We start from the raw sequence: 25422 nt of genomic DNA, 5'->3' as shown, positions 1-25422 counted from the left end.
ACTGTCAATAGCTATAGTGGAGGGCATGCCCACTCCCGAGCGCACCACCCTCGAGGCGATCGTCCGCGCCGCCGCCGAGATCCTCGAGGAGGAGGGGCTCGCCGGCGTGACGATGCAGGCCGTCGCGCTGCGCGTCGGCGTGCGCGCCCCCTCCCTCTACAAGCGGGTCGAGGGCCGCGACACCCTGCTGCGCCTGGTCGCGGAGGCGGCGCTGGGCGAGGTCGCCGCGCGCGTCGATCCGCTCGAGGACGCCGAGGAGCTCGCCGACGCCCTCCGCGCATTCGGTCGCGAGCGGCCCGCCGCCTTCCTCCTGGTGATGGCGCCGGCACCCGGGACCCCGGTGGCCCGGCAGGAGTTCCGCGACGCGGCGAGCGCCTCCGTCCTCCGCGTCGCCGCCCGGCTCGCGGGCGAGGAGCACGCGCTCGAGGCCGCGCGCACGCTCACCGCCTGGGCGACCGGCTTCGTCGGCATGGAGATCAACGGGGCGTTCACCCTGGGCGGCGACGTCGAGAGCGCCTGGCGCTTCGGCCTGAGCCGCGTGGTGGCAGCGCTGGAGCTCGCGGAGCTCAGCGCACCGACGCCTCGTCCTCGAGGAACCGCGGACGGCTCGCCGCGATCCCGCTGACCAGCAGCACGACGAGGCTCGCGAGCAGGAAGACGTACGAGCCGGTCCAGCCGCCCTGCGCCTCGTAGAGCAGGCCGATCAGCAGCGGCCCGGCGCAGGCGAGCGCGTAGCCGAGGCCCTGCGTCGCTCCGGAGAGCACCGAGGAGCCGGCCGTGCTGCGGGTGCGCGCGTTGACGAGGGTGAGCGTCATCGGGAAGGTGCTGACGCCGAGGCCCAGGCAGACCACCCAGGCCACGGCGCCGGCGAGCGGGGCGACCATCAGGCCGACGTAGCCGACGGCGAGCAGCACGACGCAGACCACGACCACGATCGCGGGGTTCCGCATGCCGAGGGTCAGCGGCGGGACGACGAAGGCCGCGCCGAGCCCGAAGATCGAGAAGAGGGCGAGCAGCGCGCCGCCCTGGGCCGGGTCGGCGCCCGCGTCGACCAGGATCGTCGGCAGCCAGGTGATGATCGCGTAGGTGTTCAGCGCGGTCATGCCCAGCATCAGGACCATCGCCCAGAGCAGGCGGGTGCGCCAGGCGCCGGGCAGACCGGACGGCGCGGCGGCCACGGCGGCGCCGGCCTCGCCGCGCCGGGCGAGCGCCGCCCAGAGCAGGCAGGCGATCGCGGTCAGCACCGCCCAGACGCCGACGGCGAAGCGCCAGTCGAGGGCCGAGGCGAGCGGGACGGCGACCAGCGGGGCGACGAACTGCCCGGCCTGGAGCAGCGCGAGGTAGAGCGAGCTGATCGTCTTCAGCCGATCGGCGAAGCAGCGCTTCACGATCGGCACGATCAGGACGTTCGAGGTCCCCACTCCGGCGAACGCGACGACCGAGGCGAGCACCAGCCCGAGCGGGCTCGGGCTGAGCGCGCGGAGCACCAGGCCCGCGGTGGTCACCAGCGTCGCGGCGGCGAGGGTGCGCTCGAGGCCGAAGCGGCGGGCGGCTCGGGCGGCGACCACGCCGAAGACGGCGAAGGACGCGGTGACGATCGTGCCGAACGCGCCGTAGAGCGAGGGGCCGAAGCCGAGGTCGGCGCCGATCGTCTCGAGCAGCGGGCTGAAGCCGGTGACGGCCGTTCGCAGATTGAGCGCCGTCATCACGATCGCGGCGAGTGCGAGGAGCGCGGTCCTCTCCGGGGTGACGACGGTGGACGTCATGGCGGGCCTGCCTAGATAGGATGATGGGATGAATTCCGACGAGCGTAGCGCGCCGCCGTACCGCCGCGAAGGCCTCGTCGACCACGTCACCGCCCTCTTCCACGAGGAGATCCGCTCCGGCCGCTGGGCGGTGGGCGCGCGGATCCCGGTGGAGCCGGAGCTGGTGCGCTGGAGCGGCGCCGGGCGCAACACCGTCCGCGAGGCCGTGCAGACGCTCGTGCAGTCCGGTCTGGTGCGGCGGGAGCAGGGGCGCGGCACCTTCGTGATCGCGCGCTCGCAGCTCACCACGTCGCTCCGGAAGCGGCTGCCCAGCGCGGAGCGGCGCGACGGCCTGGAGCTGCGCTTCGCGATTGACGGGGCGACCGCGGCGCTGGCGGCCGAGCGGCGGACCGCGGAGGACGTCGAGACACTGCGGGCGCTGCTCGCCGCCCGCACCCGCTCCTGGACGGGCGGCGACCTCGCCGAGCGGACCGCGACCGACACCGCGCTGCACCGCGCGGTCGTCGCCGCCACGCACAACGCGCTCTTCCTCGAGCTCTACGACGGGCTCACCGGGCTGTTCGAGACGGTGCTGCAGGACGACGTCGTCGGCGAGGAGGACCGGTACGCCCGCGAGCACGCCCTGCTGGTCGACTCGATCGCCGCGGGTGACGCGGCGGGGGCCCGTAGAGCGATCGAGGAGCTGCTGGCGCCGCTGCTGGAGCCGGACGGCGAGCAGAACCTCAGCTGAGAGGCCGCGTCATCGGCCATCGGCGATGAGACGTGCTCTCAGCCGATGTTCTGCGGGATCAGCGCCGCTCAGCGCTGCGGCCGGCGCGTCGACCAGAGCGCCCAGGCCACGAGCAGCGGCTGGAAGACCAGCCGGACGGCGCGCTTGCGGTCGGTGTCGAGGCCGAAGGCGCTGGTCTTCGTCAGGTACTGCGAGACGTTGCCCGGGAAGATCGCGGTGAAGAAGGCGGCGGCGGCCGCGCCCACCAGCGGTGCCCGGTGGCGCGCGAGCACCAGCGACGCCCCGAGGCCGATCTCGACGACGCCCGAGGCGAGCACGACGGTGTCCTTGTCCAGCGGCACCCACTCCGGCACCTGCGCCTGGAACTCCTCGCGCGCGCGGGTCAAGTGGCTGACGCCGGCGAAGACGAGGGCGGAGCCGAGGAGGACCTTGGCGCCGGTGCGGATCAGGGACGGGGAGGAGGAGGCCATGCCTCCATCGTTCCCGATCGAGCGCGCCGGAGTGCCGGGCAGCGCCCGAACCGCACGGATGTGCCGTGTCGGAGGCCCGGCCTAGTCTGATCGGGTGTCAGACCGCATCCTCGTCCTCACCACCGGCGGAACCATCGACAAGGAGTACTCGCTCGCGGGCGAGCTCGAGATCGGGGCGCCGACGATCCCGCGCCTGCTCGAGCCCGTGCTCTCGACGCTCGAGTTCCGCGTCGAGGAGGTCCTGCGCAAGGACAGCCTCGACCTCGACGACGCCGACCGCGCGCTGATCCGCGAGCGCGTGCTCTCGGCCGAGGAGGACCGGATCGTCCTCACCCACGGCACCGACACGATGACGCTCACGGCCGAGGCGCTCGGCGCCGTCCGCGACCGGGTCGTCGTGCTGACCGGCGCGATGCAGCCCGCGCGGATGCGCGACAGCGACGCCGCCTTCAATTTCGGCGCGGCCGTCGCGGCGGTGCAGCTGCTGCCGCCGGGCGTCTACCTCGCGATGAGCGGGCGGGTGCTGCCGGCCGGCGCGGTCGTCAAGGACCGGGCGGCCGGGATCTTCCTGCCGGCCTGAACCCGCGGCGCGGGAGCCCGCGTCACTCCGCCGCGGCGACCGCCCGGGTGCACTCCGCGCAGAGCCCGAAGACGTCCACCACGTGGTGCGCATCGGTGAAGCCGTTCTGCGCCGCGACCGTGCGCGCCCAGGTCTCCACCGCGTCCGCCGCGATCTCGACCGTCAGCCCGCAGCGCCGGCAGATCAGGTGGTGGTGATGCGTGCCCGGGGTGCAGGCGCGGTAGAGGCTCTCGCCCTCGGGCGACTGCAGCGAGTCGGCCTCGCCCTCGACCGCGAGGTCGGACAGGGCGCGGTAGACCGTCGCCAGCCCGATCGGCGAGCCGGACGCGTGCAGGGCGCTGTGCAGCCCCTGGGCGCTGACGAAGTCCTCGCGCTGGGTGAGCGCCTCGCGCACGGCCTCGCGCTGCCACGTGTTCCGCTTGACCACCGGTCCGCCTTCCCGTTTCACGACCCGCGCCACGCTATACCCCCGCCCCGACCGCGGCCGGTGAGCGCCGGCGCGAGGGCCGCCGCACGCCCTTGCGGCCGATGATCCGGCAGACGACGTAGATCGTGAACGAGATCGTCGTCACGTAGGGGCTGATCGGCACCGAGCCGCCGAGGGCGAGCAGGATCCCGCCGACCAGCGCGCCGACCGCGAAGAGCACGCTGAGCAGCGGCACGAGCACCGGCGACGCCGAGATCCGCAGCGCCGCGGCCGCCGGCGTCACCAGGATCGCGAGCACCAGCAGCGAGCCGACGATCTGCACCGACACCGCCACCGCGAGGCCGAGCAGCAGCATGAACGCGATCGAGAGCGCCCGGGTCGGGATGCCGCGCGCGGCCGCCACGTCGGCGTCGACGCTCGCGAAGGTCAGCGGGCGCCAGATCAGGGCGAGCCCGATCACGACGACGACCGAGATGGCGATCAGCCAGCCGAGCTGCGGGTCGTCCACGGCGACGATCTGCCCGGTGAGCAGGCCGAACTTGTTCGCGCTGCGGCCGGGATACAGCGCGAGGCAGAGGATCCCGAGGCCGAGGCCGAACGGCATCAGCACGGCGATGATCGAGTTGCGGTCGCGGGCGCGTGAGCCGAGCAGCCCGATCAGGAGGGCCGCGACGAGCGAGCCGACGATCGAGCCCTGCACGACGCCCACGCCGAGCAGCAGCCCGGCCGAGGCGCCCGCGAAGGACAGCTCGCTGATCCCGTGCACGGCGAACGCCATGTCGCGCGACATCACGAAGACGCCGATCAGCCCGCCGACGACGCCGAGGACGGCGCCCGCGATGACGGAGTTGAGCAGCAGCGCGAGCAGCGCGCCGTAGTCCGAGAAGTCGAAGATCTGCGACCAGACGTCGTCGCTCATGCGCACTCCTCCTCGTGCTCGTGCACGTGCGAGTGGTCGGGGGCGCCGACCACGATGACGCGGCCGCGCGCGCGGATCACGTCGACCGGCGCGTCGTACAGCTCGCTGAGCACCTCGGAGCGCAGCACCTCGTCGGGGGTGCCGATCCGGAAGCGGCCGCCGGCCAGGTAGAGCACCCGGTCGACCATCCCGAGCACCGGATTCACGTCGTGGGTGACGAAGAGGACGCCGAGGTTCCGCTCGCGCCGGTGCCGGTCGATCAGCTCGCTCACGGCGCGCTGATGCGCGAGGTCGAGGGCGATCAGCGGCTCGTCGCAGAGCAGCAGCGCCGGGTCGCCGGCCAGCGCCTGGCCGACCCGGACGCGCTGCTGCTCGCCGCCGGAGAGGCTGCCGATCGGCGCGTCCGCGTAGTCGGTGGCGCCGACGGAGGCGAGCAGGGCGTCGACCTGGGCGCGGCGGGAGCGCGAGGGCAGCGGCAGGCCGAAGCGGTGGCCGTCGATGCCGAGGCCGATCAGGTCGCGGGCGCGCAGCGGAGTGCCCTCGTCGGCGAGCTTCTGCTGCGGGATGTAGCCGATCCTCCGGTTGCCGCGGTGCACGGGCTCGCCGAGGACGCGCAGCTCGCCGCTGCTGAGCGGCTGCTGGCCGAGGACGGCGCGGAGCAGGCTGGTCTTGCCGGAGCCGTTGGCGCCGAGCACCGCGACGAACTCGCCGGCCTGGACGTCGAGGTCGACGCCGCCCCAGAGCTCGCGGTCGCCGAAGCGCAGACCGGCGCCGCGCAGCTGCAGCACGGACGCCGAAAGGCCCGCCTCCGAGGAGGCGGGCGCTGACGACGGACCGGGCGCGGTCGAGGAGGGTGGCGTCACGACGCGAGAGCTCCCTCGAGGGCGTCGAGGTTGGCGGTCATCCAGGTGACGTAATCGTCGCCCTCGGGCAGCGTCTCGGTGACGCCGACGGTCGCGACGCCGGCCGACTCCGCCGCGTCGAGCACGGCCTGGGTCTGCGAGCTCTCGGTCTGCTCGTTGAAGACGAGCGCGTCGACGGTGCCGTCGGAGAAGAGGGCGAGCGTCTCCTGCAGCGTGGTCGCGGGGACGTCGGTGCCCTCCTCAACGGCCTCGCTGAACGCCTCCGGAGTCGCGTTCACCAGTCCGAGTGCATCGGTCAGGTAGAGCGGGACGGGCTCGGTGATCGCGATCGAGCGGCCGCCGAGCGTGCCCTTCAACTCGGCCTCGCGGTCGATCAGGGCGTCGAGGGAGCCGCCGAGGGTCTCGGCGTTCGCCGCGTAGGTGGACGCGTTGCCGGCGTCGATCGCGGACAGCTCGTCGGCGATCGACGTGACCATCTGGCGGACCGCGGACAGGTCGTACCAGACGTGCTCGTTGTACTCGGCGTGCTCGTGACCCGCCTCGTCGTGGCCGGCGTCCTCGGACTCGGCGGCCTCGTCCTCGTGGTCATGCTCCTCTTCGAGCCCGGCGACGACGGTGGCGGTGATCACGGGGGCGGTCGAGCCGGAGGCGTCGATCATGGTGTCGACGAAGGCGTCGTAGCCGCCGCCGTTCTCGATCACGAGCGCGGCGTTCGAGAGAGCGAGCTGGTCGCGGGCGGTCGCCTCATACTCGTGCGGGTCCTTGTCCGGGCTGTCGATGATGCTCGTGACGTCGACCAGGTCGCCGCCGATGCTCCGGACCAGGTCGCCGTAGACGTCGGTCGACGCGACGACGGCGACCGTCCCGCTGTCGGCGGAGGCGCCGGTCGAGGAGGCGGTGCCGGAGCAGGCCGAGAGGGCGAGCGCGGTGCTGCCGAGCAGCGCGACGAGGGCGAGGGAGCGGGTCTTCACGGGTGAGCCGATCTGGGTCTGGAGCCGGGTGGTCGGGATGCACACACGGTAGCGACTATTGATAACGATTGTCAAAGTCACTGGCGCACCCGGCTGGGGTCAGATCAGGCCGTGCCGCCGGAACGCCGCCCGGACGCCTTCCTCGCGGACGGAGGTCGTGACCTCGTCGGCGGCGGCGAGGGCAGCGGCGGAGGCGTTGCCCATCGCGATGCCCAGTCCCGCCGCGGCCAGCATCTCGACGTCGTTCGAGCTGTCGCCGATCGCGATCGTGTCGGCCAGCGGGTGGCCGAGCCGCTCGGCCAGACGCACGAGCGCGCTGCCCTTGTCCACGCCGCGGACGCTGACCTCGCCGCCCGCGTCGCCCAGGGACGGGATCGTCCCGGTGATCACGTGGAAGCGCTCGCCGAGGCCGTCGCGCACGAGGGCGAAGGCGGTGCCGTCCTCGCCGAAGAACGTCGCCTTGGCGATGCCCTCGGTCGGGACGGTGCCGTAGCCGCCACCCACCCCGCCGCTCGTGTAGACGTCGTCGTACGACTGCAGCGAGTAGGCGATGCGGTGCGCCTCGAAGAAGCCGGCGATCGCCTCGACGTCCTCGGGCGCCATCGTGCGCGACTCGAGCAGGACGCCGTCGAGCTCGACGAAGCCGCCGGCTGCGGAGACGACTCCGTCGAAGCCGAGGTCGAGGACCTGCTGCGGGATCTCGGGACGCGACCGGCCGGTCGCGACGAGGACGAGGTGGCCGTTGCTCCGGGCGCCGGAGACGGCCTCGCGCACCGACGGGGCGATCACGCCCTCGTCCAGGAGCGTGCCGTCGACGTCGAGCAGGACCAGTCGGGTGCGTGTCACCCGCGGAGCCTACCGGCCGGGTCCGACGCCCTCGCCGCCCACCGCGGCGTCCCGGGCTCGGCCGAGCGTGCGCGGCGAGCGCCACTCCCAGGAGCGGTCCTCCTCGCCGATCGGCCGCAGCACCCGCGCCGGCACGCCGCCCGCGACGACCAGCGGCGGCACGCTCGCGGTGACGACCGCGCCGGCGGCCACCACGGAGCCCGCACCGATCACCACGCCCGGCAGCAGGATCGCGCCCGCACCGATCCAGACGTCGTCCTCGATCACGACCGGCGCCGAGAACTGCGTGCCGTCGCGGCGCAGCTCCGGATGCACGGGGTGCCCGGTCGTGCTGATCGTGACGTTCGGCGCGATCATCACCCGGTCGCCGATGACCACCTCGACGTCGTCGACCAGCGTCAGCCCGAAGTTCACGTAGACGTCCGCGCCCAGGCGGACCCGGCTGCCGTAGGCGACGTGCAGCGGCGGCTCGACCCAGGCGCCCTCGCCGACCGCCTCGAACAGCTCGTGCAGCAGGCGCCGGCGCTCGTCGACCTCGCGGGGGCCGGTCGCGTTGTAGGCGTGCGCGAGCTCCTTGCCGCGGATCCGCTCCTCCTCGAGCGCCGCCAGGCCGTCGCCGGCGTCGACGTACAGCTCGTGGGCGTCCATCCGCCGGCGGACCTCGTGCTCGCGCGCGTCCATCGCGTCCCCTCTCGTCCGGATCAGCCTGGCACGGGGCGCGGGTCGCGACTCCCGGGCCCGTTGTACGGTGAGGCAGCCGAGCGGAGGAGGGGACATGGCGGTCACGCTGCACGACGTCGCCCGCGCCGCCGACGTCTCGATCAAGACGGTCTCCAACGTCATCAACGACTACCCGCACGTGCGGCCCGCGACCCGGGAGCGCGTGCAGGCGGCGATCACCGCCCTCGGCTACCGCCCGAATCTCGCCGCGCGGAGCCTGCGCCGCGGCCGCACCGGCGTGATCGGCCTCGCGCTGCCCGAGCTGAGCCTCCCCTACTTCGCCGAGCTCGCCGACAGCGTGATGCGCGCCGCCGATCCGCTCGGGCTGACCGTCCTGATCGAGCAGACGGGCGGCGACGCCGAGCGCGAGCGCAGCGTGCTGACCGGGGCGCGGCGCCGGCTCACCGACGGCCTGCTCTTCAGCCCGCTCGGGCTCGGCGAGGGCGACGAGGACGCGCTCGCCGTCGACTTCCCCCTCGTCCTGCTCGGCGAGCGGATCTTCACCGGCCGGGTCGACCACGTCACGATGCAGAACGTCGCCGCCGCCCGCGCCGCGACCGCGCACCTGATCGCGGCCGGCCGGCGGCGCATCCTCGCGCTCGGCGCCCACGACGGCGGCGGGGTCAGCTCGGCGTCGCTGCGCCTCGAGGGCTACCGGGCGGCGCTCGCGGACGCGGGGATCCCCTTCGACCCTCGCTTGACCGGGGGCGCCGGACCCTGGCGGCGCTCGGGCGGCGCGGAGGCGATGCGGCGCCTGCTCGACTCCGGCCTCGCCTTCGACGCGGTCTTCGCGCTGAACGACACCCTCGCCCTCGGCGCGCTGCGGGCGCTGCAGGACGCCGGCGTCCGGGTGCCGGAGGACGTCGCGGTGATCGGCTTCGACGACATCGACGAGGCGCGCTACGCGTCGCCGAGCCTCAGCAGCATCGACTCGGGCCGCGACGAGATCGCCCGGACGGCGGTGGAGCTGCTGCAGGCCAGGATCGATGGCACGCGGACGGAGCCGCCGGAGCTGCGCGAGGCGGCGTTCGCGCTGATCGCCCGGGAGTCGACCGGGGGCTGAGGCGGTGTGCCAGCAGGCCGTGTGCCAGCAGGCCGCGTGCCAGCAGGCCGCGTGTCAGCAGGCCGCGTGTCGGCAGGCGCCGCGTCAGCAGGCGCAGACCTCGCGGCGGATCCAGTCGCCGGCCTCCGCCACCGGCAGCTCGCCGCGGCGCAGCAGCCGGCTCCACTCGACCGCGCGAGCAGTGAGGCGGTCGTCCGCGGTGCCGCGGTGGTCGCCACCGGCCGTCCGCATCAGCAGGTGCGCGAGCGGGCCGCCGAGGTGCAGGGTCGCGCCGGCCACGCCCGCGAAGTGCCGCGCCTGGCCGCGGGTGCCGTCGTCGTAGGGCTGCGCGAAGCCGCGGCCGCGGATCCGATTGCTGCCGCCCGAGGCGAGATCGAGGAGCCCCAGCGGCCACGGGCGGATCCCGGCGACCTCGCGCGCGACGGCGGCGAGGAGGGCGCGTGGCCGCGGCGAGGCGGCGGCGAGGGCGTCGACGCGGTCGGCGAGCGCGGAGCAGGCGTCGGTGGCGTTCACCCGCCCAGTCGAGCACAGCACGACTGAGCGAGGGCGGGGAGGGGCGGTCTTGACACCGGCCGCGCGGGCCCGCACCATCGTTTCTACAACGTTAGAAACAACGGGCGGCGATCGCCGACGATCGCCCTCTCCGGCCCGGCCCGGAGCCCGCCGACGCCTGGGAAGGGCCCCGCATGACCGACGCCTCCGCCACCTCCGCCGCCACGACCACCTCCGCCGCCGCGACCGCGCGCATCTCCCTCGACCCGGCCGCGGTCGTCGCTCCCGTGAACCCCCGGCTCTTCGGCTCGTTCGTCGAGCACCTCGGCCGCTGCGTCTACGACGGGATCTACGAGCCCGGCCACCCCACCGCGAACGAGGACGGCTTCCGCCTGGACGTCGTCGAGCTGGTCAAGGAGCTCGGCTCGACCACCGTCCGCTACCCCGGCGGCAACTTCGTCTCGGGCTACCGCTGGGAGGACGGCGTCGGCCCGCGAGAGGACCGCCCGCGCCGCCGCGACCTGGCCTGGCACTCGCTGGAGACCAACGAGGTCGGCCTCGACGACTTCGCGAAGTGGGCGAAGCTCACCGGCAGCGAGATCATGTACGCCGTCAACCTCGGCACCCGCGGGGTCCTCGAGGCGCTCGACGTGCTCGAGTACGCGAACGGCAAGGCGGGCACCTTCCTCGCCGACCAGCGGATCGCCAACGGCTCGCCCGAGCCGCACGACATCCGCATGTGGTGCCTCGGCAACGAGATGGACGGCCCCTGGCAGGTCGGCCACATGAACGCGGACGACTACGGCAAGCTCGCCTCGCGCACCGCCAAGGCGCTCAAGATCGCCGACCCGTCGCTCGAGCTCGTGGTCTGCGGCTCCTCCGGCTCGTCGATGCCGACCTTCGGCGAGTGGGAGCGCGTCGTCCTCGAGCACGCCTACGACGACGTCGAGTACGTCTCCTGCCACGCCTACTACCAGGAGTACGACGGCGACCTCGGCTCGTTCCTCGCCTCCTCCGTCGAGATGGAGTTCTTCATCGCGACCGTCTCGGCGACCGTCGACCACGTCAAGCACAAGCTGCGCAAGACCAAGGACATCAAGCTCTCCTTCGACGAGTGGAACGTCTGGTACCTCCAGGAGTGGACCGAGAAGGAGAAGGCCGACGCCGAGGGCGACCAGAGCACCCGCGAGTGGGCCTACGCCCCCCGCCTGCTCGAGGACGTCTACTCGGTGGCCGACGCGGTCGTGCTCGGCAACCTGATGATCACGCTGCTGAAGAACTCCGACCGGGTCACCTCGGCCTCGCTCGCGCAGCTGGTCAACGTGATCGCGCCGATCATGACCGAGCCGGGCGGAGCGGCGTGGCGGCAGACCACGTTCTTCCCGTTCTCGACGACCGCGCGCCTCGCCTCGGGCTCGGTGCTGAAGCCGCGCATCGAGGTCGGCACGTACTCGACCGCGCGGCACGGCGACGCGCCGCTGGTCGACGCCGTGGCGACGCTCGACGACGGCCGCGCGGCGGTCTTCCTCGTGAACCGCTCGACGACCGACGCCCTCGAGGTGACCGTCGACGTGAGCGGGCTCGGCGTCTCGACCGTCGCCGAAGCGCTCGGGATCTTCGACGAGGACGTCTACGCCAAGAACACCAAGGACGACCAGAACCGCGTCGGCCTCACGCCCGTCGACGCCGTGCTGGCCGACGACGTGCTGACGCTGACCCTGCCCCCCGTCTCCTGGACGGCGGTCGCCATGACGGCGTAGCGCGCGTCCCTGCGGCCCGCGCGGGTCCCTGCGGCCCGCGCGGGTCTCGATACGCGGACCTGCGGCCCGCTACTCGACCAGCATGGAGGAGGCACTGCCTCTCCTGCTGATCGAGCAGCCCGCGCAGCGGGCGTATCGAGATCCCCCCACCGCGAGCACCTCAGCGCAGCAGCGCCTCGAGGTCCGCGACGCCGCGCCCGGCGAGCGTCGGCCACAGCGTGCGGTCCGCGCCGGGCGCGAACTCCGCGTCGTGCGGCACTCCCACCGCGCACGCCCCAGAGGCGACCGCCGCCGCGAGCCCCGTCGGCGAGTCCTCGATCGCGACGCACCGCGCGATGTCGACGCCGAGCGTCGCGGCGGCCAGCAGGTACGGCTCCGGATCCGGCTTGCCCCGCCTCACGTCGTCGCCGGTGACGAGCACCGCGAGCGGCACCTCCGCCGCGAGCGCGTCGACCACCACCTGCGCCATCACGCGCGACGACGTGGTCACGATCGCCTGCCGCACGCCCGCCCGGTGCACGTCGCGCAGCAGCTCCCGCGCGCCCGGCCGCCAGACCAGTCCGCGCCGCATCTCCGCGAGGACGTCGCGCTCGAGCGCCGCCTCCACCTCGGCGGCCGGGAGCTCGACCCCGGCGGCCTGCAGCGCCCGCACCGTCTGCTCCATCGTGCTCCCGATCAGCGCCAGCGCATCGGCGTGCGTCCACGCGCGACCGCAGCGCGCGGCGAGCACCTCCTGCGCTCGCACCCACGCGGGCTCCGAGTCGACGATCGTGCCGTCCATGTCCCAGAGCACCGCCTCGAGCCCGCGCACTCCCTCGAGCCCGGTCACGACGCGGCTCCCGCCGTGCGCCGGCGACCGAGGACCCCCGCGAGCAGCACCGCCACGACTCCGGCGATCGGCACCACGAGCAGCCCGACGCGCAGCCCCGCGCCGTCGGCCACGAGCCCGACGATCGGCGGCGAGAGCAGGAAGCCGAGCCGCATCAGCCAGGAGACGATCGTCACTCCGGTGCCCGCGCGCAGCCCCCGGATCTCGTCGGCCTCGTGCATCGCCGCGGGGACCGTGGTCGCGAGCCCGAGGCCGGCGGCCGCGAAGCCGGCGATCGTGCCGGGAACGGACGGGAACGCCAGCGCCGCGCCCATCCCGAGCGCCGCGATCAGTCCGCCGACCCGCACCACCGCGCGCTGGCCGAAGCGGTCGACCAGCCGGTCGCCGAGGATCCGCCCGACGAACTGCGCGCCGACCAGTGCGACGAACCCGTAGGCCGCCACCGCAGCGGTCGCCCCGAGCGAGCCGCCCAGGTAGACGGCGGCCCAGGTCGACGCCGCGTCCTCGACGAGGGTGCCCGCGATCGCCACCGCGACCAGGGCTGCGAGCAGCAGCACCACCCGCGGTCGGACCCGCGGCCGCACCGCCGTCGGAGCGGCTCCCGGCTCCACGGCCGTCTCGTCGTCGCGCCCGGGCAGGAGGAAGCGCAGCGCGGTCAGCGCGACGGCCGCGAAGAGCACCCCCGAGATGCTCAGGTGCACCGCGCGGGGCAGGCCGAGCGCGATCGCCCCGGCCGCCATCGAGCCGCCCAGGACCGCGCCGATCGACCAGATCGCGTGGAAGGAGTTGATGATCGAGCGGCCGTAGCGGCGCTGCACCCGCAGGCCGTGGGTGTTCTGCGCCACGTCGGTGATCGCGTCGGTCGCGCCCGCGAAGGCGAGCGCACCGGCGAACACCAGCAGCGACGGCGAGAATCCGGCGAGCACCGTCCCGATCGCCGTGAGGATCGTGCCCAGCACGGCGGCCCGGCCGCTGCCGAGGCGGCGGATCACGACGGCGGCGGCGAGCCCGGCGGCGATCGCGCCGGCGGGGAACGCGGCGATCGAGACTCCGTACGCCGCGTTGTCGAGGGCCAGGTCGGCCTTGATCTCGGGGAAGCGCGGCACGAGGTTGGCGAAGAGCGCGCCGTTGGTGAGGAAGAGCGCGGCGACGGCGGTGCGGGCGCGGCGCGACTCGGAGGACGGCGGCGCGAGTGCGGTGGACATGCGTACGACCGTACACGCGGTGTGTACGATCGTCCGCATGGAGAGCACCGATCACGTCGCCGAGGACCACGTCGCCGAGGACCGCCTCGCCGTCGACCACGTCGCCGGCGACGACCGCAGCAACCGCGAGCGGATGCTCGCCGGAGACCTCTACATCGCCGACGACCCCGAGAGCATCCGGCTCGCCCAGCGCGCGGTGCGGCTCGCCGACGCCTACCACCGCGCCGCGATCGCCGACGAGACGGCTGCGCGCCCGCTGCTCGAGGAGCTGCTCGGCTCACTCGGCGAGGACGCGTTCGTGAAGCCGCCGCTGTTCGTCGACTACGGCGAGAACATCACGATCGGCCCGCGCACCTTCGTCAACTACCACCTCACCGCGCTCGACGTCGCGGCGATCACGATCGGCGCCGACTGCCAGATCGGCCCGAACGTGCAGCTGCTGACGCCGACCCACCCGGTCGAGCCCGGTCCGCGCCGCGACAAGCTCGAGGCCGCACGGCCGATCACCATCGGCGACAACGTCTGGCTCGGCGGCGGCGTGATCGTCTGCCCCGGCGTGAGCATCGGCGACGACAGCGTGATCGGCGCGGGCGCCGTGGTCACCCGCGACATCCCGGCCGGCGTCGTCGCGGTGGGCAACCCGGCCCGCGTGATCCGGAGCGTGGAGTGAGCGCTCCCGCCGCGCGAGCCGCGCGCCGCACCGACCCGCACCGCCGCGACCGCATCATCGACGCCTGCCTCGACGTGATCGCGGAGGAGGGCGTCGCCGGCACCTCCCACCGCCGGGTGGCCGCCGCCGCCGACGTGCCGCTGGGCTCGATGAGCTACCACTTCGCCGGGATGGACGAGCTGCTGCACGAGGCCTTCACCCGCTTCGCCGACTCCGTCGCCGAGCAGACCCTGCGGCGGATGACCGAGGCGCGCACCCCCGACGAGGCGCGCGAGGCCGTCGTCGACGTGGTCCTGCACGACATCTTCGGCAGCCGCCGCGAGCTCGTGATCACCCACGAGCTCTACACGCTCGCCGCCCGGCGCCCCGAGTACCGCAGCATCACGCACAGCTGGATGGCCCGCTCCCGCGCCGCCCTCGAGCGCCACGTCGACCCGACGACCGCCCGCATGCTCGACGCGCTGATGGAGGGCCTCACCATCCACCGCGCCCTCGACGAGGAGCCCGCCGACGACGCCGTCGTCCGCGAGGCCGTCCGCCGCATCCTCGGCTGACCCGCGCGCCCCTCCCCCTTCTGCGAGATGCCACTTGTGCACGCTTCCCTCGGCGTGTCGCGCTCACAAGTGGCATCTCGCGGAGGGGTCAGGCGGGGGTGGCAGGGTGGAGGGATGGCTTCTCCTCAGGACTACGACCTCGACGAGCTGCGGGGGCGCGTTCTGGAGGAACGCGGCGGGGAGGTGGACGACAGCATCCCGGAGCTCGCGGCGGCCGATCCGGAGCTGTGCGGGATCGCGCTCGCGCTGCCGGACGGCACCGTGCGCTCCAGCGCGCAGGCCGACGTGCCGTTCAGCATCCAGTCGGCGGTGAAGCCGTTCCTCTTCGCGCTCGCGCTCCTCGACACCGACGGCGACGCGCTCGACCGCGTCGGCATCGAGCCGACCGGCGAGGCCTTCGACGCACTGAAGCTCGAGAGCGGCACCGGACGCCCGCCGAACCCGATGGTCAACGCCGGCGCCCTGCTGACCGCCGCTCTCGTCGACGGCGGCGACGCGAGCGGACGGAGCGCCCGCATCCTCCGCGGCCTCTCGGCCTTCGCCGGCCGCCCGCTCGACGTCGACGAGAGCGTCGCCTCGAACGAGCACCTGCTCGGCGACCGCAACCACGCCCTCGCGCACCTGATGCGCGCGGAGGGGACGCTGAAGCTCGGTGCCGACGACGCGGTCGCCGCCTACGCCCGCGCCTGCGCCGTCCTCGTCGACGCGGAGGCCCTCGCGGTGATGGGCGCGACCCTCGCCCTCGGCGGGGTGAACCCCATGACCGGCGAGCGCGTCGTGCCCGCCCGCGTCGCCCGCGACGTCGTCTCCGTGATGGCGACCTGCGGCGTCTACGACGGCTCCGGCCGCTGGATGCGCGCCGTCGGCGTCCCCGCCAAGTCGAGCGTCTCCGGCGCCCTCGTCCTCTCCGCCCCCGGCCGCCTCGGCGCCGCCGTCATCAGCCCGCCCCTCGACTCCCAGGGCACCAGCGTCCGCGGCGCCGCCGCGAGCACCCTCCTGTCCGCCGCCCTCGCCCTGCACTCCTTCGACCCGACCCCGCGCTGACCGGCGCCCGCACGACGTCGGCATGCGACCGCCGTCCCCTGCCCACGCGGATCTACTGGGAAGAGACGCCCGCCTGCATGCTGGTCAAGTAGCCCCGCAGGGGCGTATCGAGACCCGCCACCCCAAGGACGTCGGCCTCTTCCCCGCCCTGCGGTGGCGCCGGAGAGGAGCACGACCGCGCAGCGGAGCCTGCTGTCGCGAGCACGCCCCCGACATGCTGATCGAGTAGCGCCCGCAGGGCGCGTATCGAGATCCGCCCGCACGGAGCACGTGGGTCTCGATACGCCGCTGCGCGGCTACTCGACCAGCATGCAGGGATGCCGCTCCGCTGGGACACGACCGACGGGGTGGTCCTCCCCGCGAGGCCCGCGACCGCGAAGCGGAGCCCACAAGTCCGAGCCCGCCACTCCCCGCGCAAGGCCGAGGTAACCGGCGAATCGCGTGCGAGCGATTCGTCGTACCGGTACGCAGGACGCTCCATGGAACGCGACCGCCCTCCCCAGCCGACCGCGGAGCGGATGACGACGAAGGAGGAATCCGCTCTAATCGAGCAACAGCGCAGGCTCCTCCAGCACGCTCGCGACGTCGGCGACGAAGCGGCTGACGACGTCGCCGTCGACGACGCGGTGGTCGAAGGAGCCGCCGACGGTGGTGACGAAGCGGGGGCGGACCTCGCCGTCGACGACCCACGGCTTCTGCTTGATCGTGCCGAGGGCGATGATCGCGACCTCGCCGGGGTTGAGGATCGGGGTGCCGGTGTCCATGCCGAACACGCCGATGTTGGTGATGGTGATGGTGCCGTTCTGCATGTCGGCGGCGGAGGTCTTGCCGTCGCGGGCGTCGAGGGTGAGCTTCTCGAGGGCCTGGGCGAGCTCGAGGAGGCTCATCGACTGGGCGTCCTTGACGTTCGGGACGAGCAGGCCGCGCGGGGTGGCCGCGGCGATGCCGAGGTTCACGTAGTGGCGGACCAGGATGTCGGTGTCGGTCCAGGCGGAGTTGACGGTGGGGTTCCTCCGCACCGCCCAGATGATGGCCTTGGCCATGATCAGCAGCGGCGAGACCTTCACGCCGGCGAAGTCGGGCGAGTTCTTGAGGCGCTTGACGAACTCCATCGTGCGGGTCGCGTCGACGTCGACGAAGACGCTGACGTGCGGCGCGGTGAAGGCGCTGCGCGACATCGCCGAGGCGATGGCCTTGCGGACGCCGCGGACGGGGATGCGGTCCTCGCGGGAGTCGCCCCAGGCGGGGGTCTGGATGTTGCGGAAGACGCTGGCCTGCGAGGCGTGGCGGATCACGTCGTCGCGGGTGACCTCGCCGGCGAGGCCGGTGGCCTGCACCTCGAGGAGGTCGACGTCGAGGTCCTTCGCGAGCTTGCGGATCGGCGGCTTCGCGATGACGGGCAGCGCCGAGGAGGCGGGGACGGAGGTCGGGCGCGGCGGCGCGGCCGGGCGGGCCGGCTTCTCCGGAGCGGCGCCCGCACTCGGGCGGCGGCGGCGGGTGGCGACGTGGCCGCCCGCGGTGCCGTAGCCGACGAGCGCGGCGCCGGAGCCCTCGCCGGGCTCGGTGGTGGAGGGGGCGGGCGGCGCGGTGGTCGCCGGCTGCGCGGGCATCGCCGGGATCTCGGATCCGGCCGAGCCGGCGCCCTGCACGGTGATGATCGGCGTGCCGACGTCGACGGTCTGGCCCTCGTCGACGAGGACGTCGACGACGGTGCCGCTGAACGGCGAGGGCAGCTCGACGAGCGACTTGGCGGTCTCGATCTCGACGAGGACCTGGTTGACGGTCACCTCGTCGCCGACCTTGACCCGCCAGGCGACGATCTCGGCCTCGGTGAGGCCCTCGCCGACGTCGGGGAGGAGGAAGTGCTCTGTCATCGTCGGGACTCCTGGCTGTGCCGGTCGTTCGTGAGGAAGGGGGGCGCGTCGGAACGCGGAGGGGGGTCGCCCCGGTGCGTCAGTACGCGAGCGAGCGGTCGACGGCCTCGAGCACGCGGTCGACGTCGGGGAGGAAGAGCTTCTCGACCTTGGCGGGCGGGAAGGGCGTGTCGAAGCCCGCGACCCGGAGCACCGGCGCCTCGAGCGAGTAGAACGCCTTCTCGGTGACGGTCGCGGCGATCTCGGAGCCGAGGCTGACGTTCGCGGAGGCCTCCTGGGCCACCACGAGCCGGCCGGTCTTCCGGACCGAGGCGAGCAGCGGCTCCCAGTCGATCGGCGAGATCGAGCGCAGGTCGACGACCTCGACGCTGGTGCCCTCCTCGCCGGCGAGCTCGGCGGCCTGGAGCAGCACGGAGACCATCGGCCCCCAGCCCACGACGGTGACCTCGTCGCCCTGCCGCACGACGCGGGTCGCGTGCAGGGGGGCGGCGGAGGCGCGGAGGTCGACGTCGCCCTTGGGCCAGTAGCGGCTCTTGGGCTCGAAGAACATCACCGGGTCGTCGGAGGCGATGGCCTCCTGGATCATCCAGTAGGCGTCGTTCGGGGTCGACGGGCTGACCGCGCGGAGGCCCGGGGTGTGCGCGAAGTAGGCCTCGTTGCTCTCCTGGTGGTGCTCGACCGCGCCGATGTGCCCGCCGTAGGGCACCCGGATGACGACGGGCATCGTGAGCGAGCCCTCGTGCCGGTTGGTCATCTTGGCGAGCTGCGAGGTGATCTGGTCGAAGGCCGGGTAGATGAAGCCGTCGAACTGGATCTCGCAGACGGGCCGGAAGCCGCGCATCGCGAGGCCGATCGCGGTGCCGACGATGCCGGACTCGGCGAGCGGGGTGTCCAGGACGCGCTTCGGCCCGAACTCCGCGTGCAGGCCCTCGGTGATGCGGAAGACGCCGCCGAGCGGGCCGATGTCCTCGCCCATCAGCAGGACGCGGTCGTTCTCGGTCATCGCGCGGCGGAGCCCGGCGTTGAGCGCCTTCGCCATCGACATGGACTCCAGCTGCGTCGCGCTCAGCGGCGGCTGGACGGTGGTGGTGCTCGTGTCGATCGTCATCGCGGGTCGCCTCCCAGCGATTCCTCGTAGCCCTGGAGCCACGCCTTCTGCTCCGCCACCGGCTGGTGCGGCTCCGAGTACACGTGGTCGAACATCACGTCGACGGGCGGCGCCTCGAGCTCGAGCAGGCGGCGGCGGATGTCGGTCGCGAAGTCCTTCGCCTCCTCGTCGACCTCGTCGAAGAACGACTGCGGGGCGCCGAGGCCGCGCAGGTACGCGGCGAAGCGGGTGATCGGGTCCTTCGCGACCCACGAGGCGAGCTCGTCGTCGGTCCGGTACTTCGTCGGGTCGTCGCTCGAGGTGTGCGCGCCGATGCGGTAGGTGAGCGCCTCGATGAACTGGGGTCCGCCGCCGGAGCGGGCGTCGGCGAGGTGCTTCGCGGTGACGGCGTAGCTCGCGAGCACGTCGTTGCCGTCGATCTGCACGCCCGGGATGCCGAAGCCGGAGGAGCGGAGGTAGAGCGGGCTGCGCGACTGCGTGGCGACGGGCACCGAGATCGCGTAGTGGTTGTTCTGCAGGAAGAAGACCTCGGGTGTCTGGTAGCTCGCGGCGAACACCATCGCCTCGCTGACGTCACCCTGGCTGGAGGCGCCGTCGCCGAAGTAGACGATGACCGCCGCGTCCTTCTCGGGGTCGCCCGTGCCGGTCGCGCCGTCGAAGGTGAGGCCCATGGCGTAGCCGGTCGCGTGCAGCGCCTGCGAGCCGAGGACCAGCGTGTAGAGGTGGAAGTTGCCGTGGGCGGGGTCGGCCGGGTCCCAGCCGCCGTGCGTCACACCGCGCAGGAGCGCGAGGACGCGGAGCAGGTCGACGCCGCGGACCTTGGCGACGACGTGCTCGCGGTAGGAGGGGAAGACGTGGTCCTGCGGGCGCAGTGCGAACGCGGAGCCGACCTGCGCCGCCTCCTGCCCGTGGCTGGGCACCCACAGACCGAGCTGGCCCTGGCGCTGCAGGTTCGCCGCCTCGATGTCGAACCGGCGGACGACCGCCATCTCGCGGTAGAAGGAGCGGTGCTGCGCCTCGTCGATCCCGTCGAGGAGGGGGGCGTACTGCTCGGCCGCGGGGGTCGGCGCGAACCGGCCGTCCGCGGTGAGGAACTGGACCGTCGGCGTCTCGCTGGTGGCTGCCACCCGACTAACCTATCCGCCTCGCGGGATGCCCCTTCGGGAGGGTCCCCACAATCTCCGCCGCCGCAGTGAGGAGCTTGTCGACAGAACTCGCCTCGCCGACGGACACCCGGATGCCCTCGGGCGGGAAGGCCCGGACGACCACGCCGGCCCGCTCGAAGACGGCCGCGGCCGCCTCCGTCTCCTCGCGGGTGTCGAACCAGAGGAAGTTCGCCTCGGACTTCGGGATGGTCCAGCCCTGGTCGAGCAGCGCCTGCCAGAGGTGGTCGCGCAGCTGGGCGATGCGGCCCACGCGCTCGAGCAGCTCCTCGCGGTGCTCGAGCGAGGCGACCGCCGCGGTCTCCGCGAAGCGGGTGACCGAGAGGGGGATGGCGGTCGAGCGGGCGGCGTCGAGGATCCGCGGGTGTCCGATCGCGTAGCCGACGCGCAGGCCCGCGAGCCCGTAGGCCTTCGAGAAGGTGCGGGCGACGACGAGGTTGGGGTGGCGGCCGAGGAGGGTCGCGCCGTCGACCGCGCGCTCGTCGCCGACGAACTCGGCGTAGGCCTCGTCGAGCAGGACGAGCACGTCGGCCGGCACCTGCTCGAGGAAGGCGGCGACGTCGTCCGCGGTGGCGACGGTCCCGGTGGGGTTGTTCGGGCTGCAGACGATCACCAGGCGGGTGCGCTCCGTGATCGCCTGCGCCATCGCGTCGAGGTCGTGCGTGTCGTCCGCGCGCAGGGGAATGCGCACGCCGGTGGCGCCGGCGGTGGTGATGAGGGAGGGGTACGCCTCGAAGGAGCGCCAGGCGTGCACGACCTCGTCACAAGGCCCCGCGGCGGCCGAGATCAGCTGGGCGATGACGGCGACGGACCCCGCTCCGACGATCACCTCGTCGATCCCGACGCCGTAGCTCTCGGCGAGCGCCGTCCGCAGCGCCGTGGCCGCGGCGTCCGGGTAGCGGTTGAAGTCGGTGATCGCCTGCACCCGCTCGAGCACCGAGGGCAGCGGATCGAACGGGTTCTCGTTGGAGGAGAGCTTGAACGCATCGGCGGAGGCCGCGCGGCCCTGGCGGTAGGCCGGCAGAGCGAGGATCTCGGGGCGGAGGCGGACGGGTGGCTCCTGCTGGTCGGTCACCCGGCCCATGGTATTCCGGCGGCGGCCGGACCCGCCGCGGCAGGCACCCGCGACCGCACCCGGTGCGGCCACCGGTGCGCCAGAGTGGAGGCATGCGCAGACTCCTGCTCGGCCTCGTCACCAACGCCGTCGCCCTCTGGCTGACGACGCTCGTCGTCGCGGGCGTCCGCGTCGATCCGTACGAGGAGGGGCCGACCGCGGCGGTGCTCACGTACCTCCTCGTCGCCGTGATCTTCGGCGTCGTGAACGCCGTCGTCGGCGGGGTCGTCCGCGTGGTGGCCTTCCCGCTGTACGTGCTCACGCTCGGTCTCGTCTCCTTCCTGGTGAACGGCCTGCTCCTGCTGCTGACGGCCTGGATCAGCGGCCTCTTCGGCTTCGGCCTGGTCGTGGACGGCTTCTGGTGGGGCGTCCTCGGCGCCCTGGTGCTCGCGATCGTCAACTGGTTCATCGGGCTGCTGCTGCGGCCCTTCGCTCGCGATCGCCGCCGGGACTGACCGGCACGGTCGTCAGCCAGGCGGCGACGCGCGCGTCCGGCGCTCCTCGCCAGAGCGGGAAGAGCGCTGCCCCCGCCGCCGCGAGCCGGGGATCGGCCGCCGCATCGAGGGCGCGCCCGGTGGCGACGTAGGCGTCGAGGGCGTGCGCGGGGACGGGGCTGTCCCGCGGTGTGCCCGCCGGGGAGTCGCGCTGGACCACGACGACCCCCGGCTCCTCCGCCGCCGTCCTGCCGAATCCGCCGAGCGCCGGCACCAGGTCGTCGGAGTGCTCGATCGAGAGCGAACGGGTCCCGTCCGGCAGGTCGAGCCCGCGCACCGGACTGCCGAAGGTGACCACGTCGTGCACGTCGTAGCGCCCGGTCTGCGCCACCCGGAGCGCGACCATGCCGCCCTGCGAGTGAGCCGCCATCGTCACGGGCGCGCCGGGCGGCACCCCCGCCGCCGCCATCGCCGCGAGCACGCCGTCGACCGAGGCCGCCCGCCGCCCGCCCATCACCTGCAGGTTGGAGACGGCCCCGAACGCCTGCTCCGGGTCGGTGCTCCAGTCGGTGGTGCCGGTGACGGTGACCAGCCACTCCTCGCCGTAGCGCTCGACCACCACCTGCGGGCCGTCGGGATCGCTCGGCGGGATCCGCGCCGCGAGCTCGCCCCAGCCCGTCGGCGCAGCGACCGGGCCGGCCGGCGGCGCCACCCTCTCCAGCCGGAGCTCCCGCTCCCTCGGCGCCGGCAGCACACCGAACAGCGTCCCGAGCACGACGAGCGCCCCCGCCGCCGACTGCACCCCGCTGCCGATCACCTGCTCGGACGTCGGCCGCCCCACCGCCTCGGCGAGCGGCGGCGGGAGCAGCAGCACCCCGATCTCGGTGCCGAGGCCGATCCAGGAGATCAGCCCGCGCAGCCCCTCGATCACCAGCGGGTCGCCCAGCAGCGCGCGGACCAGGTCCTCCCCCTCCTCCGCCAGGTCCGCCCCGGCGCCCTCGTCCCCCGCGAGGGCCCGCACCGCCGCCGGGACCGATCCGAACGCGGCGTCCGCGACCGCCCGGACCAGCACCGCCGCGTCCTCGACCGCGCCGGGGAGCCGCCGCGCGAGAGACTCGCCCGCCCTGCGGGTGAGGACGTCGACGGCCCCGTCCGGGCCGAGAACCGCGGAGGCCTCCGGCGCCGCGGCCTCCTCCGCCCGCTCGTATCCCGCCGCCGCCTCCTCGAGCGCGTCGCGGAGCGCCACCGCGTCGGCCTCGAGGGCGCGGAGCCGGTCGGCCAGCACCGTCGGCTCGCCCGCCCGTCCCGGCGCCGCGACCAGCACCGCCGGGACGAGCCCGTCTCCGAGCGCCGCGCACTCCCCCAGCTCCGCCGCGAGCCGCTCGAGCACCCGGCGCCGCTCGTCGAGCTCCTCCGTCTCGACCCGCACCGGCGTGGACGCCCTCATCCGCCCACCCCCGCCGCGAGTCCCTGCGCGGCTCCCTCCGCCGTTGCGAGCCCGGCGAGCAGCGCGGCCGCGTGGTCGGCGTAGCGCCGCGCCGCCGGCCCCTCCCAGCCGGCGTCGGGGAGGAGGCCGGCCGCCTCCCCGCGCAGCACCCCGATGCGCTCGGCGAGCGCCACCGCCTCCGCACCCGGCCACGGCGCGGAAGCACCCGCCACGCCCGCCGCACCCACCTCGACGCCCATCCGCCACCTCCTTCCTCTCGTCGCCCGCGGCCAGCCTCGGGCACCGCGGACGCCGCCGGTCCGGCCGCCGCCCGATCGGTGGAGAGGCCGGGAATCGACCCTCTGTGGAGGACCCCCGGTGCGCCATGATGGGCGGGTGACCCCCCGCTCCCCCGCGCCGTCGGCGTTCGCCGTGTGCTTCGTCTGCACCGGCAACATCTGCCGATCGCCGATGGCGGAGGTGGTGCTGCGCTCCCTCGCCGAGCAAGCCGGCCTCGGCTCGGTCATCGAGATCACGTCGGCGGGCACCGGCGAGTGGCACCTCGGCGAGCACGCCGATCACCGCGCCCTCGACGCCCTCGAGCGCCGCGGACTCGACGGCGCTCCGCACCGCGCCCGGCTCTTCGACCCGGCGCTCTTCGAGGAGTTCGACCTCGTCGTCGCCCTCGACCACGGCCACGAGCGGGCGCTGCGCTCCTGGGCCCGCACCGAGGTGGACCGGCAGAAGATCCGGCGCCTGCTCGCCTTCGAGCCGGGCCTCTCCCCGCAGGGCGACGTCCCCGACCCCTACTATTCCGATGCGGCGGCGTTCGACTCGGTGCTCGCGCTCATCGAGCGCGCGTGCCGGGCGCTCTTCGCCCAGATCGAACCGGGACTGCGCGGCAACCGCACGGTCCGCACCGACCCGCGCTCGAGCCTCCAGAGTGCGCGGGACCCCCGAGAACCGGAAGGCACCACCGCATGACCTCGCTCCCTCCCCAGCCGCTCAGCCCGCTCGACGGCCGCTACAGCGCCGCCGTCTCCGCCCTCGGCGAGCACCTGTCGGAGGCCGGGCTGAACCGCGCCCGCGTGCACGTGGAGGTGGAGTGGCTGCTCGCCCTCACCGATCGCCGCCTCTTCGGCTCCGAGCCGGTCGAGGCCGCGGCCGCCGAGGAGCTGCGCCGCCGCGCCCGCGACTTCGGGCAGCCCGAGATCGACCGGCTGGCCGAGCTCGAGGCCGTCACCCGCCACGACGTGAAGGCCGTGGAGTACCTCGTCCGCCAGTGGCTGGCCGAGCTGGGCCTGGACCGCATCGCCGAGCTCACCCACTTCGCGGCGACCAGCGAGGACATCAACAACCTCTCCTACGCGCTCGTCGTCCGCCGCGCGGTCGAGGACGTCTGGCTGCCGAAGCTGCGCTCCGTCGTCGCCTCCCTGCGCGAGCTCGCCGTCCGCTACCGCGACGAGTCGATGCTCAGCCGCACCCACGGCCAGCCCGCGACGCCGACCACCATGGGCAAGGAGTTCGCCGTCTACGCCTTCCGCCTCGAGCGGGTCGTCGTGCAGCTCGAGGCGACCGAGTACCTCGGCAAGTTCAGCGGTGCGACCGGCACCTTCGCCGCGCACCTCGCCGCCGACCCCGACACCGACTGGGCCGCCCTCGCGGCGGAGTTCGTCGGCTCCCTCGGTCTCGTCTTCAACCCGCTGACCACCCAGATCGAGTCGCACGACTGGCAGGCCGAGCTGTACGGGAAGGCCGCGCACGCGAACCGCATCCTGCACAACATCTGCACCGATGTCTGGACCTACATCTCGCTCGGCTACTTCCGCCAGATCCCGCAGGCCGGCGCGACCGGCTCGTCGACCATGCCGCACAAGATCAACCCGATCCGGTTCGAGAACGCGGAGGCCAACCTCGAGCTCTCGAGCGCGCTGCTCGACTCGCTCGCGCAGACCCTGGTCACCTCGCGGCTGCAGCGGGACCTCACCGACTCCACGACCCAGCGCAACATCGGCGTCGCCTTCGGCCACTCCCTGCTCGCGCTCGACAACATCGCGCGCGGCCTGCTCGAGATCGACCTCGACCCGCGCGCCCTCGCCGCCGACCTCGACACCAACTGGGAGGTGCTCGCCGAGGCGATCCAGACCGTCATCCGCGCGGAGGTGGTCGCCGGCCGCTCCTCGATCACCGACCCCTACGCGATGCTGAAGGACCTGACCCGCGGCAAGCGCCTCGGCGCCGAGGACCTCGCTGGGTTCGTCGACGGCCTCGACATCGGCGACGCGGCGAAGGCACGACTGCTCGCGCTGACCCCCGCCGGCTACACCGGGCTGGCCTCGGAGCTGGTCGACCGGCTGAGCTGAGCCGCAGGGGGACCGACCGCGGATGTCGGGG

The 25422-nt window shown here is 73.8% G+C and carries 28 protein-coding genes; 11 read left to right on the top strand and 17 right to left on the bottom strand.

The window, feature by feature from the left end; all coding sequences use genetic code 11:
- The first annotated feature begins 25 nt into the window (after window positions 1-25).
- Window positions 26-625 (top strand): TetR/AcrR family transcriptional regulator, encoded by a 600-nt coding sequence (locus tag GTU73_RS03555; protein ID WP_160087047.1) that lies wholly within the window; start codon window positions 26-28, stop codon window positions 623-625.
- Here the strand turns inward: GTU73_RS03555 and GTU73_RS03550 are convergent.
- On the bottom strand, window positions 567-1766 hold the full coding sequence (locus GTU73_RS03550) for an MFS transporter (RefSeq protein ID WP_160087045.1): 1200 nt from the start codon (window positions 1764-1766) through the stop codon (window positions 567-569). The two genes, GTU73_RS03555 and GTU73_RS03550, sit on opposite strands and share 59 nt — an antisense overlap.
- Window positions 1767-1794: 28 nt before the next feature.
- On the opposite strand from GTU73_RS03550, the gene GTU73_RS03545 reads away from it, so the two are divergent.
- Complete coding sequence (locus GTU73_RS03545; protein ID WP_160087043.1) at window positions 1795-2496, top strand: FCD domain-containing protein; 702 nt, start codon at window positions 1795-1797, stop codon at window positions 2494-2496.
- Between the two features lie 68 nt (window positions 2497-2564).
- Here GTU73_RS03545 and GTU73_RS03540 read toward each other — a convergent pair whose 3' ends face one another.
- The gene (locus GTU73_RS03540) at window positions 2565-2966 is read right to left on the bottom strand and encodes a hypothetical protein (protein ID WP_160087041.1); all 402 of its coding nucleotides are present in this window, start codon (window positions 2964-2966) and stop codon (window positions 2565-2567) included.
- Between the two features lie 94 nt (window positions 2967-3060).
- On the opposite strand from GTU73_RS03540, the gene GTU73_RS03535 reads away from it, so the two are divergent.
- Complete coding sequence (locus tag GTU73_RS03535) at window positions 3061-3546, top strand: asparaginase domain-containing protein (RefSeq protein WP_160087039.1); 486 nt, start codon at window positions 3061-3063, stop codon at window positions 3544-3546.
- Window positions 3547-3568: 22 nt separating this feature from the next.
- Here GTU73_RS03535 and GTU73_RS03530 read toward each other — a convergent pair whose 3' ends face one another.
- The 6 genes from GTU73_RS03530 to GTU73_RS03505 all read right to left on the bottom strand — a co-directional run bounded on the left by GTU73_RS03530 (window position 3569) and on the right by GTU73_RS03505 (window position 8253).
- The gene (locus GTU73_RS03530) at window positions 3569-3973 is read right to left on the bottom strand and encodes a transcriptional repressor (protein WP_160091201.1); all 405 of its coding nucleotides are present in this window, start codon (window positions 3971-3973) and stop codon (window positions 3569-3571) included.
- Window positions 3974-4007: 34 nt separating this feature from the next.
- Window positions 4008-4892, bottom strand: a complete 885-nt coding sequence (locus GTU73_RS03525; RefSeq protein WP_160087037.1) for a metal ABC transporter permease — start codon at window positions 4890-4892, stop codon at window positions 4008-4010.
- A complete protein-coding gene (locus GTU73_RS03520) occupies window positions 4889-5680 on the bottom strand; it encodes an ATP-binding cassette domain-containing protein (protein ID WP_244231892.1) in 792 nt (263 codons plus the stop codon). Before GTU73_RS03520 ends, GTU73_RS03525 begins: the two co-directional genes overlap by 4 nt.
- 71 nt (window positions 5681-5751) lie before the next feature.
- Window positions 5752-6726, bottom strand: a complete 975-nt coding sequence (locus GTU73_RS03515; RefSeq protein WP_208543732.1) for a metal ABC transporter substrate-binding protein — start codon at window positions 6724-6726, stop codon at window positions 5752-5754.
- Between the two features lie 99 nt (window positions 6727-6825).
- Entirely contained in the window at window positions 6826-7572 is a 747-nt protein-coding gene (locus GTU73_RS03510; RefSeq protein ID WP_160087033.1) for an HAD family hydrolase, read from the bottom strand.
- Between the two features lie 9 nt (window positions 7573-7581).
- Complete coding sequence (locus tag GTU73_RS03505) at window positions 7582-8253, bottom strand: DapH/DapD/GlmU-related protein (RefSeq protein WP_160087031.1); 672 nt, start codon at window positions 8251-8253, stop codon at window positions 7582-7584.
- A 94-nt stretch (window positions 8254-8347) separates the two neighbouring features.
- Here GTU73_RS03505 and GTU73_RS03500 point away from each other — a divergent pair, with 94 nt between their 5' ends.
- Complete coding sequence (locus GTU73_RS03500; RefSeq protein ID WP_160087029.1) at window positions 8348-9355, top strand: LacI family DNA-binding transcriptional regulator; 1008 nt, start codon at window positions 8348-8350, stop codon at window positions 9353-9355.
- 84 nt (window positions 9356-9439) lie between these two features.
- Here the strand turns inward: GTU73_RS03500 and GTU73_RS03495 are convergent, their stop codons facing one another.
- Window positions 9440-9868 (bottom strand): hypothetical protein, encoded by a 429-nt coding sequence (locus tag GTU73_RS03495; protein WP_160087027.1) that lies wholly within the window; start codon window positions 9866-9868, stop codon window positions 9440-9442.
- A gap of 173 nt (window positions 9869-10041) precedes the next feature.
- Between GTU73_RS03495 and GTU73_RS03490 the strand changes: the two genes are divergently transcribed.
- Complete coding sequence (locus tag GTU73_RS03490) at window positions 10042-11607, top strand: alpha-L-arabinofuranosidase C-terminal domain-containing protein (RefSeq protein WP_160087025.1); 1566 nt, start codon at window positions 10042-10044, stop codon at window positions 11605-11607.
- Between the two features lie 160 nt (window positions 11608-11767).
- Here the strand turns inward: GTU73_RS03490 and GTU73_RS03485 are convergent, their stop codons facing one another.
- Both GTU73_RS03485 and GTU73_RS03480 read right to left on the bottom strand, forming a co-directional pair.
- Window positions 11768-12436: an HAD family phosphatase gene (locus tag GTU73_RS03485; protein ID WP_244231759.1), complete on the bottom strand. Its 669-nt coding sequence runs from the start codon at window positions 12434-12436 to the stop codon at window positions 11768-11770.
- A complete protein-coding gene (locus GTU73_RS03480; RefSeq protein WP_160087023.1) occupies window positions 12433-13641 on the bottom strand; it encodes an MFS transporter in 1209 nt (402 codons plus the stop codon). Before GTU73_RS03480 ends, GTU73_RS03485 begins: the two co-directional genes overlap by 4 nt.
- 37 nt (window positions 13642-13678) lie before the next feature.
- Between GTU73_RS03480 and GTU73_RS03475 the strand changes: the two genes are divergently transcribed.
- The 3 genes from GTU73_RS03475 (at window position 13679) to glsA (ending at window position 15909) form a co-directional block, all read left to right on the top strand.
- Window positions 13679-14311: a sugar O-acetyltransferase gene (locus GTU73_RS03475; protein ID WP_160087021.1), complete on the top strand. Its 633-nt coding sequence runs from the start codon at window positions 13679-13681 to the stop codon at window positions 14309-14311.
- Window positions 14308-14865 (top strand): TetR family transcriptional regulator, encoded by a 558-nt coding sequence (locus tag GTU73_RS03470; RefSeq protein WP_160087019.1) that lies wholly within the window; start codon window positions 14308-14310, stop codon window positions 14863-14865. Before GTU73_RS03475 ends, GTU73_RS03470 begins: the two co-directional genes overlap by 4 nt.
- A gap of 114 nt (window positions 14866-14979) precedes the next feature.
- Entirely contained in the window at window positions 14980-15909 is a 930-nt protein-coding gene (gene glsA / locus GTU73_RS03465; RefSeq protein ID WP_160087017.1) for a glutaminase A, read from the top strand.
- Between the two features lie 542 nt (window positions 15910-16451).
- Here glsA and GTU73_RS03460 read toward each other — a convergent pair.
- The 4 genes from GTU73_RS03460 to hisC form a co-directional block, all read right to left on the bottom strand.
- The gene (locus GTU73_RS03460) at window positions 16452-17783 is read right to left on the bottom strand and encodes a dihydrolipoamide acetyltransferase family protein (RefSeq protein WP_160087015.1); all 1332 of its coding nucleotides are present in this window, start codon (window positions 17781-17783) and stop codon (window positions 16452-16454) included.
- 79 nt (window positions 17784-17862) lie between these two features.
- Window positions 17863-18891, bottom strand: coding sequence for an alpha-ketoacid dehydrogenase subunit beta (locus GTU73_RS03455; protein WP_160087013.1), 1029 nt, complete (start codon window positions 18889-18891; stop codon window positions 17863-17865).
- Window positions 18888-20018 carry a thiamine pyrophosphate-dependent dehydrogenase E1 component subunit alpha gene (locus tag GTU73_RS03450; protein WP_160087011.1) on the bottom strand — a complete coding sequence of 377 codons (1131 nt, stop codon included), beginning with the start codon at window positions 20016-20018 and terminating at the stop codon, window positions 18888-18890. Before GTU73_RS03450 ends, GTU73_RS03455 begins: the two co-directional genes overlap by 4 nt.
- Window positions 20019-20022: 4 nt before the next feature.
- Complete coding sequence (gene hisC / locus GTU73_RS03445) at window positions 20023-21129, bottom strand: histidinol-phosphate transaminase (RefSeq protein WP_244231758.1); 1107 nt, start codon at window positions 21127-21129, stop codon at window positions 20023-20025.
- A gap of 92 nt (window positions 21130-21221) precedes the next feature.
- On the opposite strand from hisC, the gene GTU73_RS03440 reads away from it, so the two are divergent.
- Window positions 21222-21623 (top strand): phage holin family protein, encoded by a 402-nt coding sequence (locus GTU73_RS03440; protein ID WP_160087007.1) that lies wholly within the window; start codon window positions 21222-21224, stop codon window positions 21621-21623.
- On the opposite strand, the gene GTU73_RS03435 is transcribed toward GTU73_RS03440, so the two are convergent.
- Together GTU73_RS03435 and GTU73_RS03430 are read right to left on the bottom strand one after the other, a co-directional pair.
- Window positions 21574-23049 (bottom strand): hypothetical protein, encoded by a 1476-nt coding sequence (locus tag GTU73_RS03435; RefSeq protein WP_160087005.1) that lies wholly within the window; start codon window positions 23047-23049, stop codon window positions 21574-21576. The two genes, GTU73_RS03440 and GTU73_RS03435, sit on opposite strands and share 50 nt — an antisense overlap.
- Window positions 23046-23288 carry a hypothetical protein gene (locus GTU73_RS03430; RefSeq protein ID WP_167306034.1) on the bottom strand — a complete coding sequence of 81 codons (243 nt, stop codon included), beginning with the start codon at window positions 23286-23288 and terminating at the stop codon, window positions 23046-23048. The genes GTU73_RS03435 and GTU73_RS03430 overlap by 4 nt, the downstream gene beginning before the upstream one ends.
- Window positions 23289-23424: 136 nt before the next feature.
- Here GTU73_RS03430 and GTU73_RS03425 point away from each other — a divergent pair, with 136 nt between their 5' ends.
- The gene (locus GTU73_RS03425; RefSeq protein ID WP_244231757.1) at window positions 23425-24012 is read left to right on the top strand and encodes a low molecular weight protein-tyrosine-phosphatase; all 588 of its coding nucleotides are present in this window, start codon (window positions 23425-23427) and stop codon (window positions 24010-24012) included.
- Window positions 24009-25391: an adenylosuccinate lyase gene (purB, locus tag GTU73_RS03420; protein WP_160086999.1), complete on the top strand. Its 1383-nt coding sequence runs from the start codon at window positions 24009-24011 to the stop codon at window positions 25389-25391. Before GTU73_RS03425 ends, purB begins: the two co-directional genes overlap by 4 nt.
- Window positions 25392-25422: the final 31 nt, after the last annotated feature.

Source organism: Rathayibacter sp. VKM Ac-2804, assembly GCF_009866655.1.
Taxonomy (GTDB): Bacteria; Actinomycetota; Actinomycetes; order Actinomycetales; family Microbacteriaceae; genus Rathayibacter.
Note: the sequence above shows the minus strand (reverse complement) of the source record. Positions and strands in the feature narration are given on the sequence as shown.

Coding starts and splice junctions, on each gene's coding strand:
- GTU73_RS03540 (WP_160087041.1), bottom strand. CDS start 2,966: ATGGCCTCCTCCTCCCCGTCCCTGATCCGCACCGGCGCCAAGGTCCTC.
- GTU73_RS03490 (WP_160087025.1), top strand. CDS start 10,042: ATGACCGACGCCTCCGCCACCTCCGCCGCCACGACCACCTCCGCCGCC.
- GTU73_RS03525 (WP_160087037.1), bottom strand. CDS start 4,892: ATGAGCGACGACGTCTGGTCGCAGATCTTCGACTTCTCGGACTACGGC.
- GTU73_RS03505 (WP_160087031.1), bottom strand. CDS start 8,253: ATGGACGCGCGCGAGCACGAGGTCCGCCGGCGGATGGACGCCCACGAG.
- GTU73_RS03430 (WP_167306034.1), bottom strand. CDS start 23,288: ATGGGCGTCGAGGTGGGTGCGGCGGGCGTGGCGGGTGCTTCCGCGCCG.
- GTU73_RS03555 (WP_160087047.1), top strand. CDS start 26: ATGCCCACTCCCGAGCGCACCACCCTCGAGGCGATCGTCCGCGCCGCC.
- GTU73_RS03500 (WP_160087029.1), top strand. CDS start 8,348: ATGGCGGTCACGCTGCACGACGTCGCCCGCGCCGCCGACGTCTCGATC.
- GTU73_RS03440 (WP_160087007.1), top strand. CDS start 21,222: ATGCGCAGACTCCTGCTCGGCCTCGTCACCAACGCCGTCGCCCTCTGG.
- glsA (WP_160087017.1), top strand. CDS start 14,980: ATGGCTTCTCCTCAGGACTACGACCTCGACGAGCTGCGGGGGCGCGTT.
- GTU73_RS03545 (WP_160087043.1), top strand. CDS start 1,795: ATGAATTCCGACGAGCGTAGCGCGCCGCCGTACCGCCGCGAAGGCCTC.
- GTU73_RS03550 (WP_160087045.1), bottom strand. CDS start 1,766: ATGACGTCCACCGTCGTCACCCCGGAGAGGACCGCGCTCCTCGCACTC.
- GTU73_RS03460 (WP_160087015.1), bottom strand. CDS start 17,783: ATGACAGAGCACTTCCTCCTCCCCGACGTCGGCGAGGGCCTCACCGAG.
- purB (WP_160086999.1), top strand. CDS start 24,009: ATGACCTCGCTCCCTCCCCAGCCGCTCAGCCCGCTCGACGGCCGCTAC.
- GTU73_RS03475 (WP_160087021.1), top strand. CDS start 13,679: ATGGAGAGCACCGATCACGTCGCCGAGGACCACGTCGCCGAGGACCGC.
- GTU73_RS03455 (WP_160087013.1), bottom strand. CDS start 18,891: ATGACGATCGACACGAGCACCACCACCGTCCAGCCGCCGCTGAGCGCG.
- GTU73_RS03480 (WP_160087023.1), bottom strand. CDS start 13,641: ATGTCCACCGCACTCGCGCCGCCGTCCTCCGAGTCGCGCCGCGCCCGC.
- GTU73_RS03435 (WP_160087005.1), bottom strand. CDS start 23,049: ATGAGGGCGTCCACGCCGGTGCGGGTCGAGACGGAGGAGCTCGACGAG.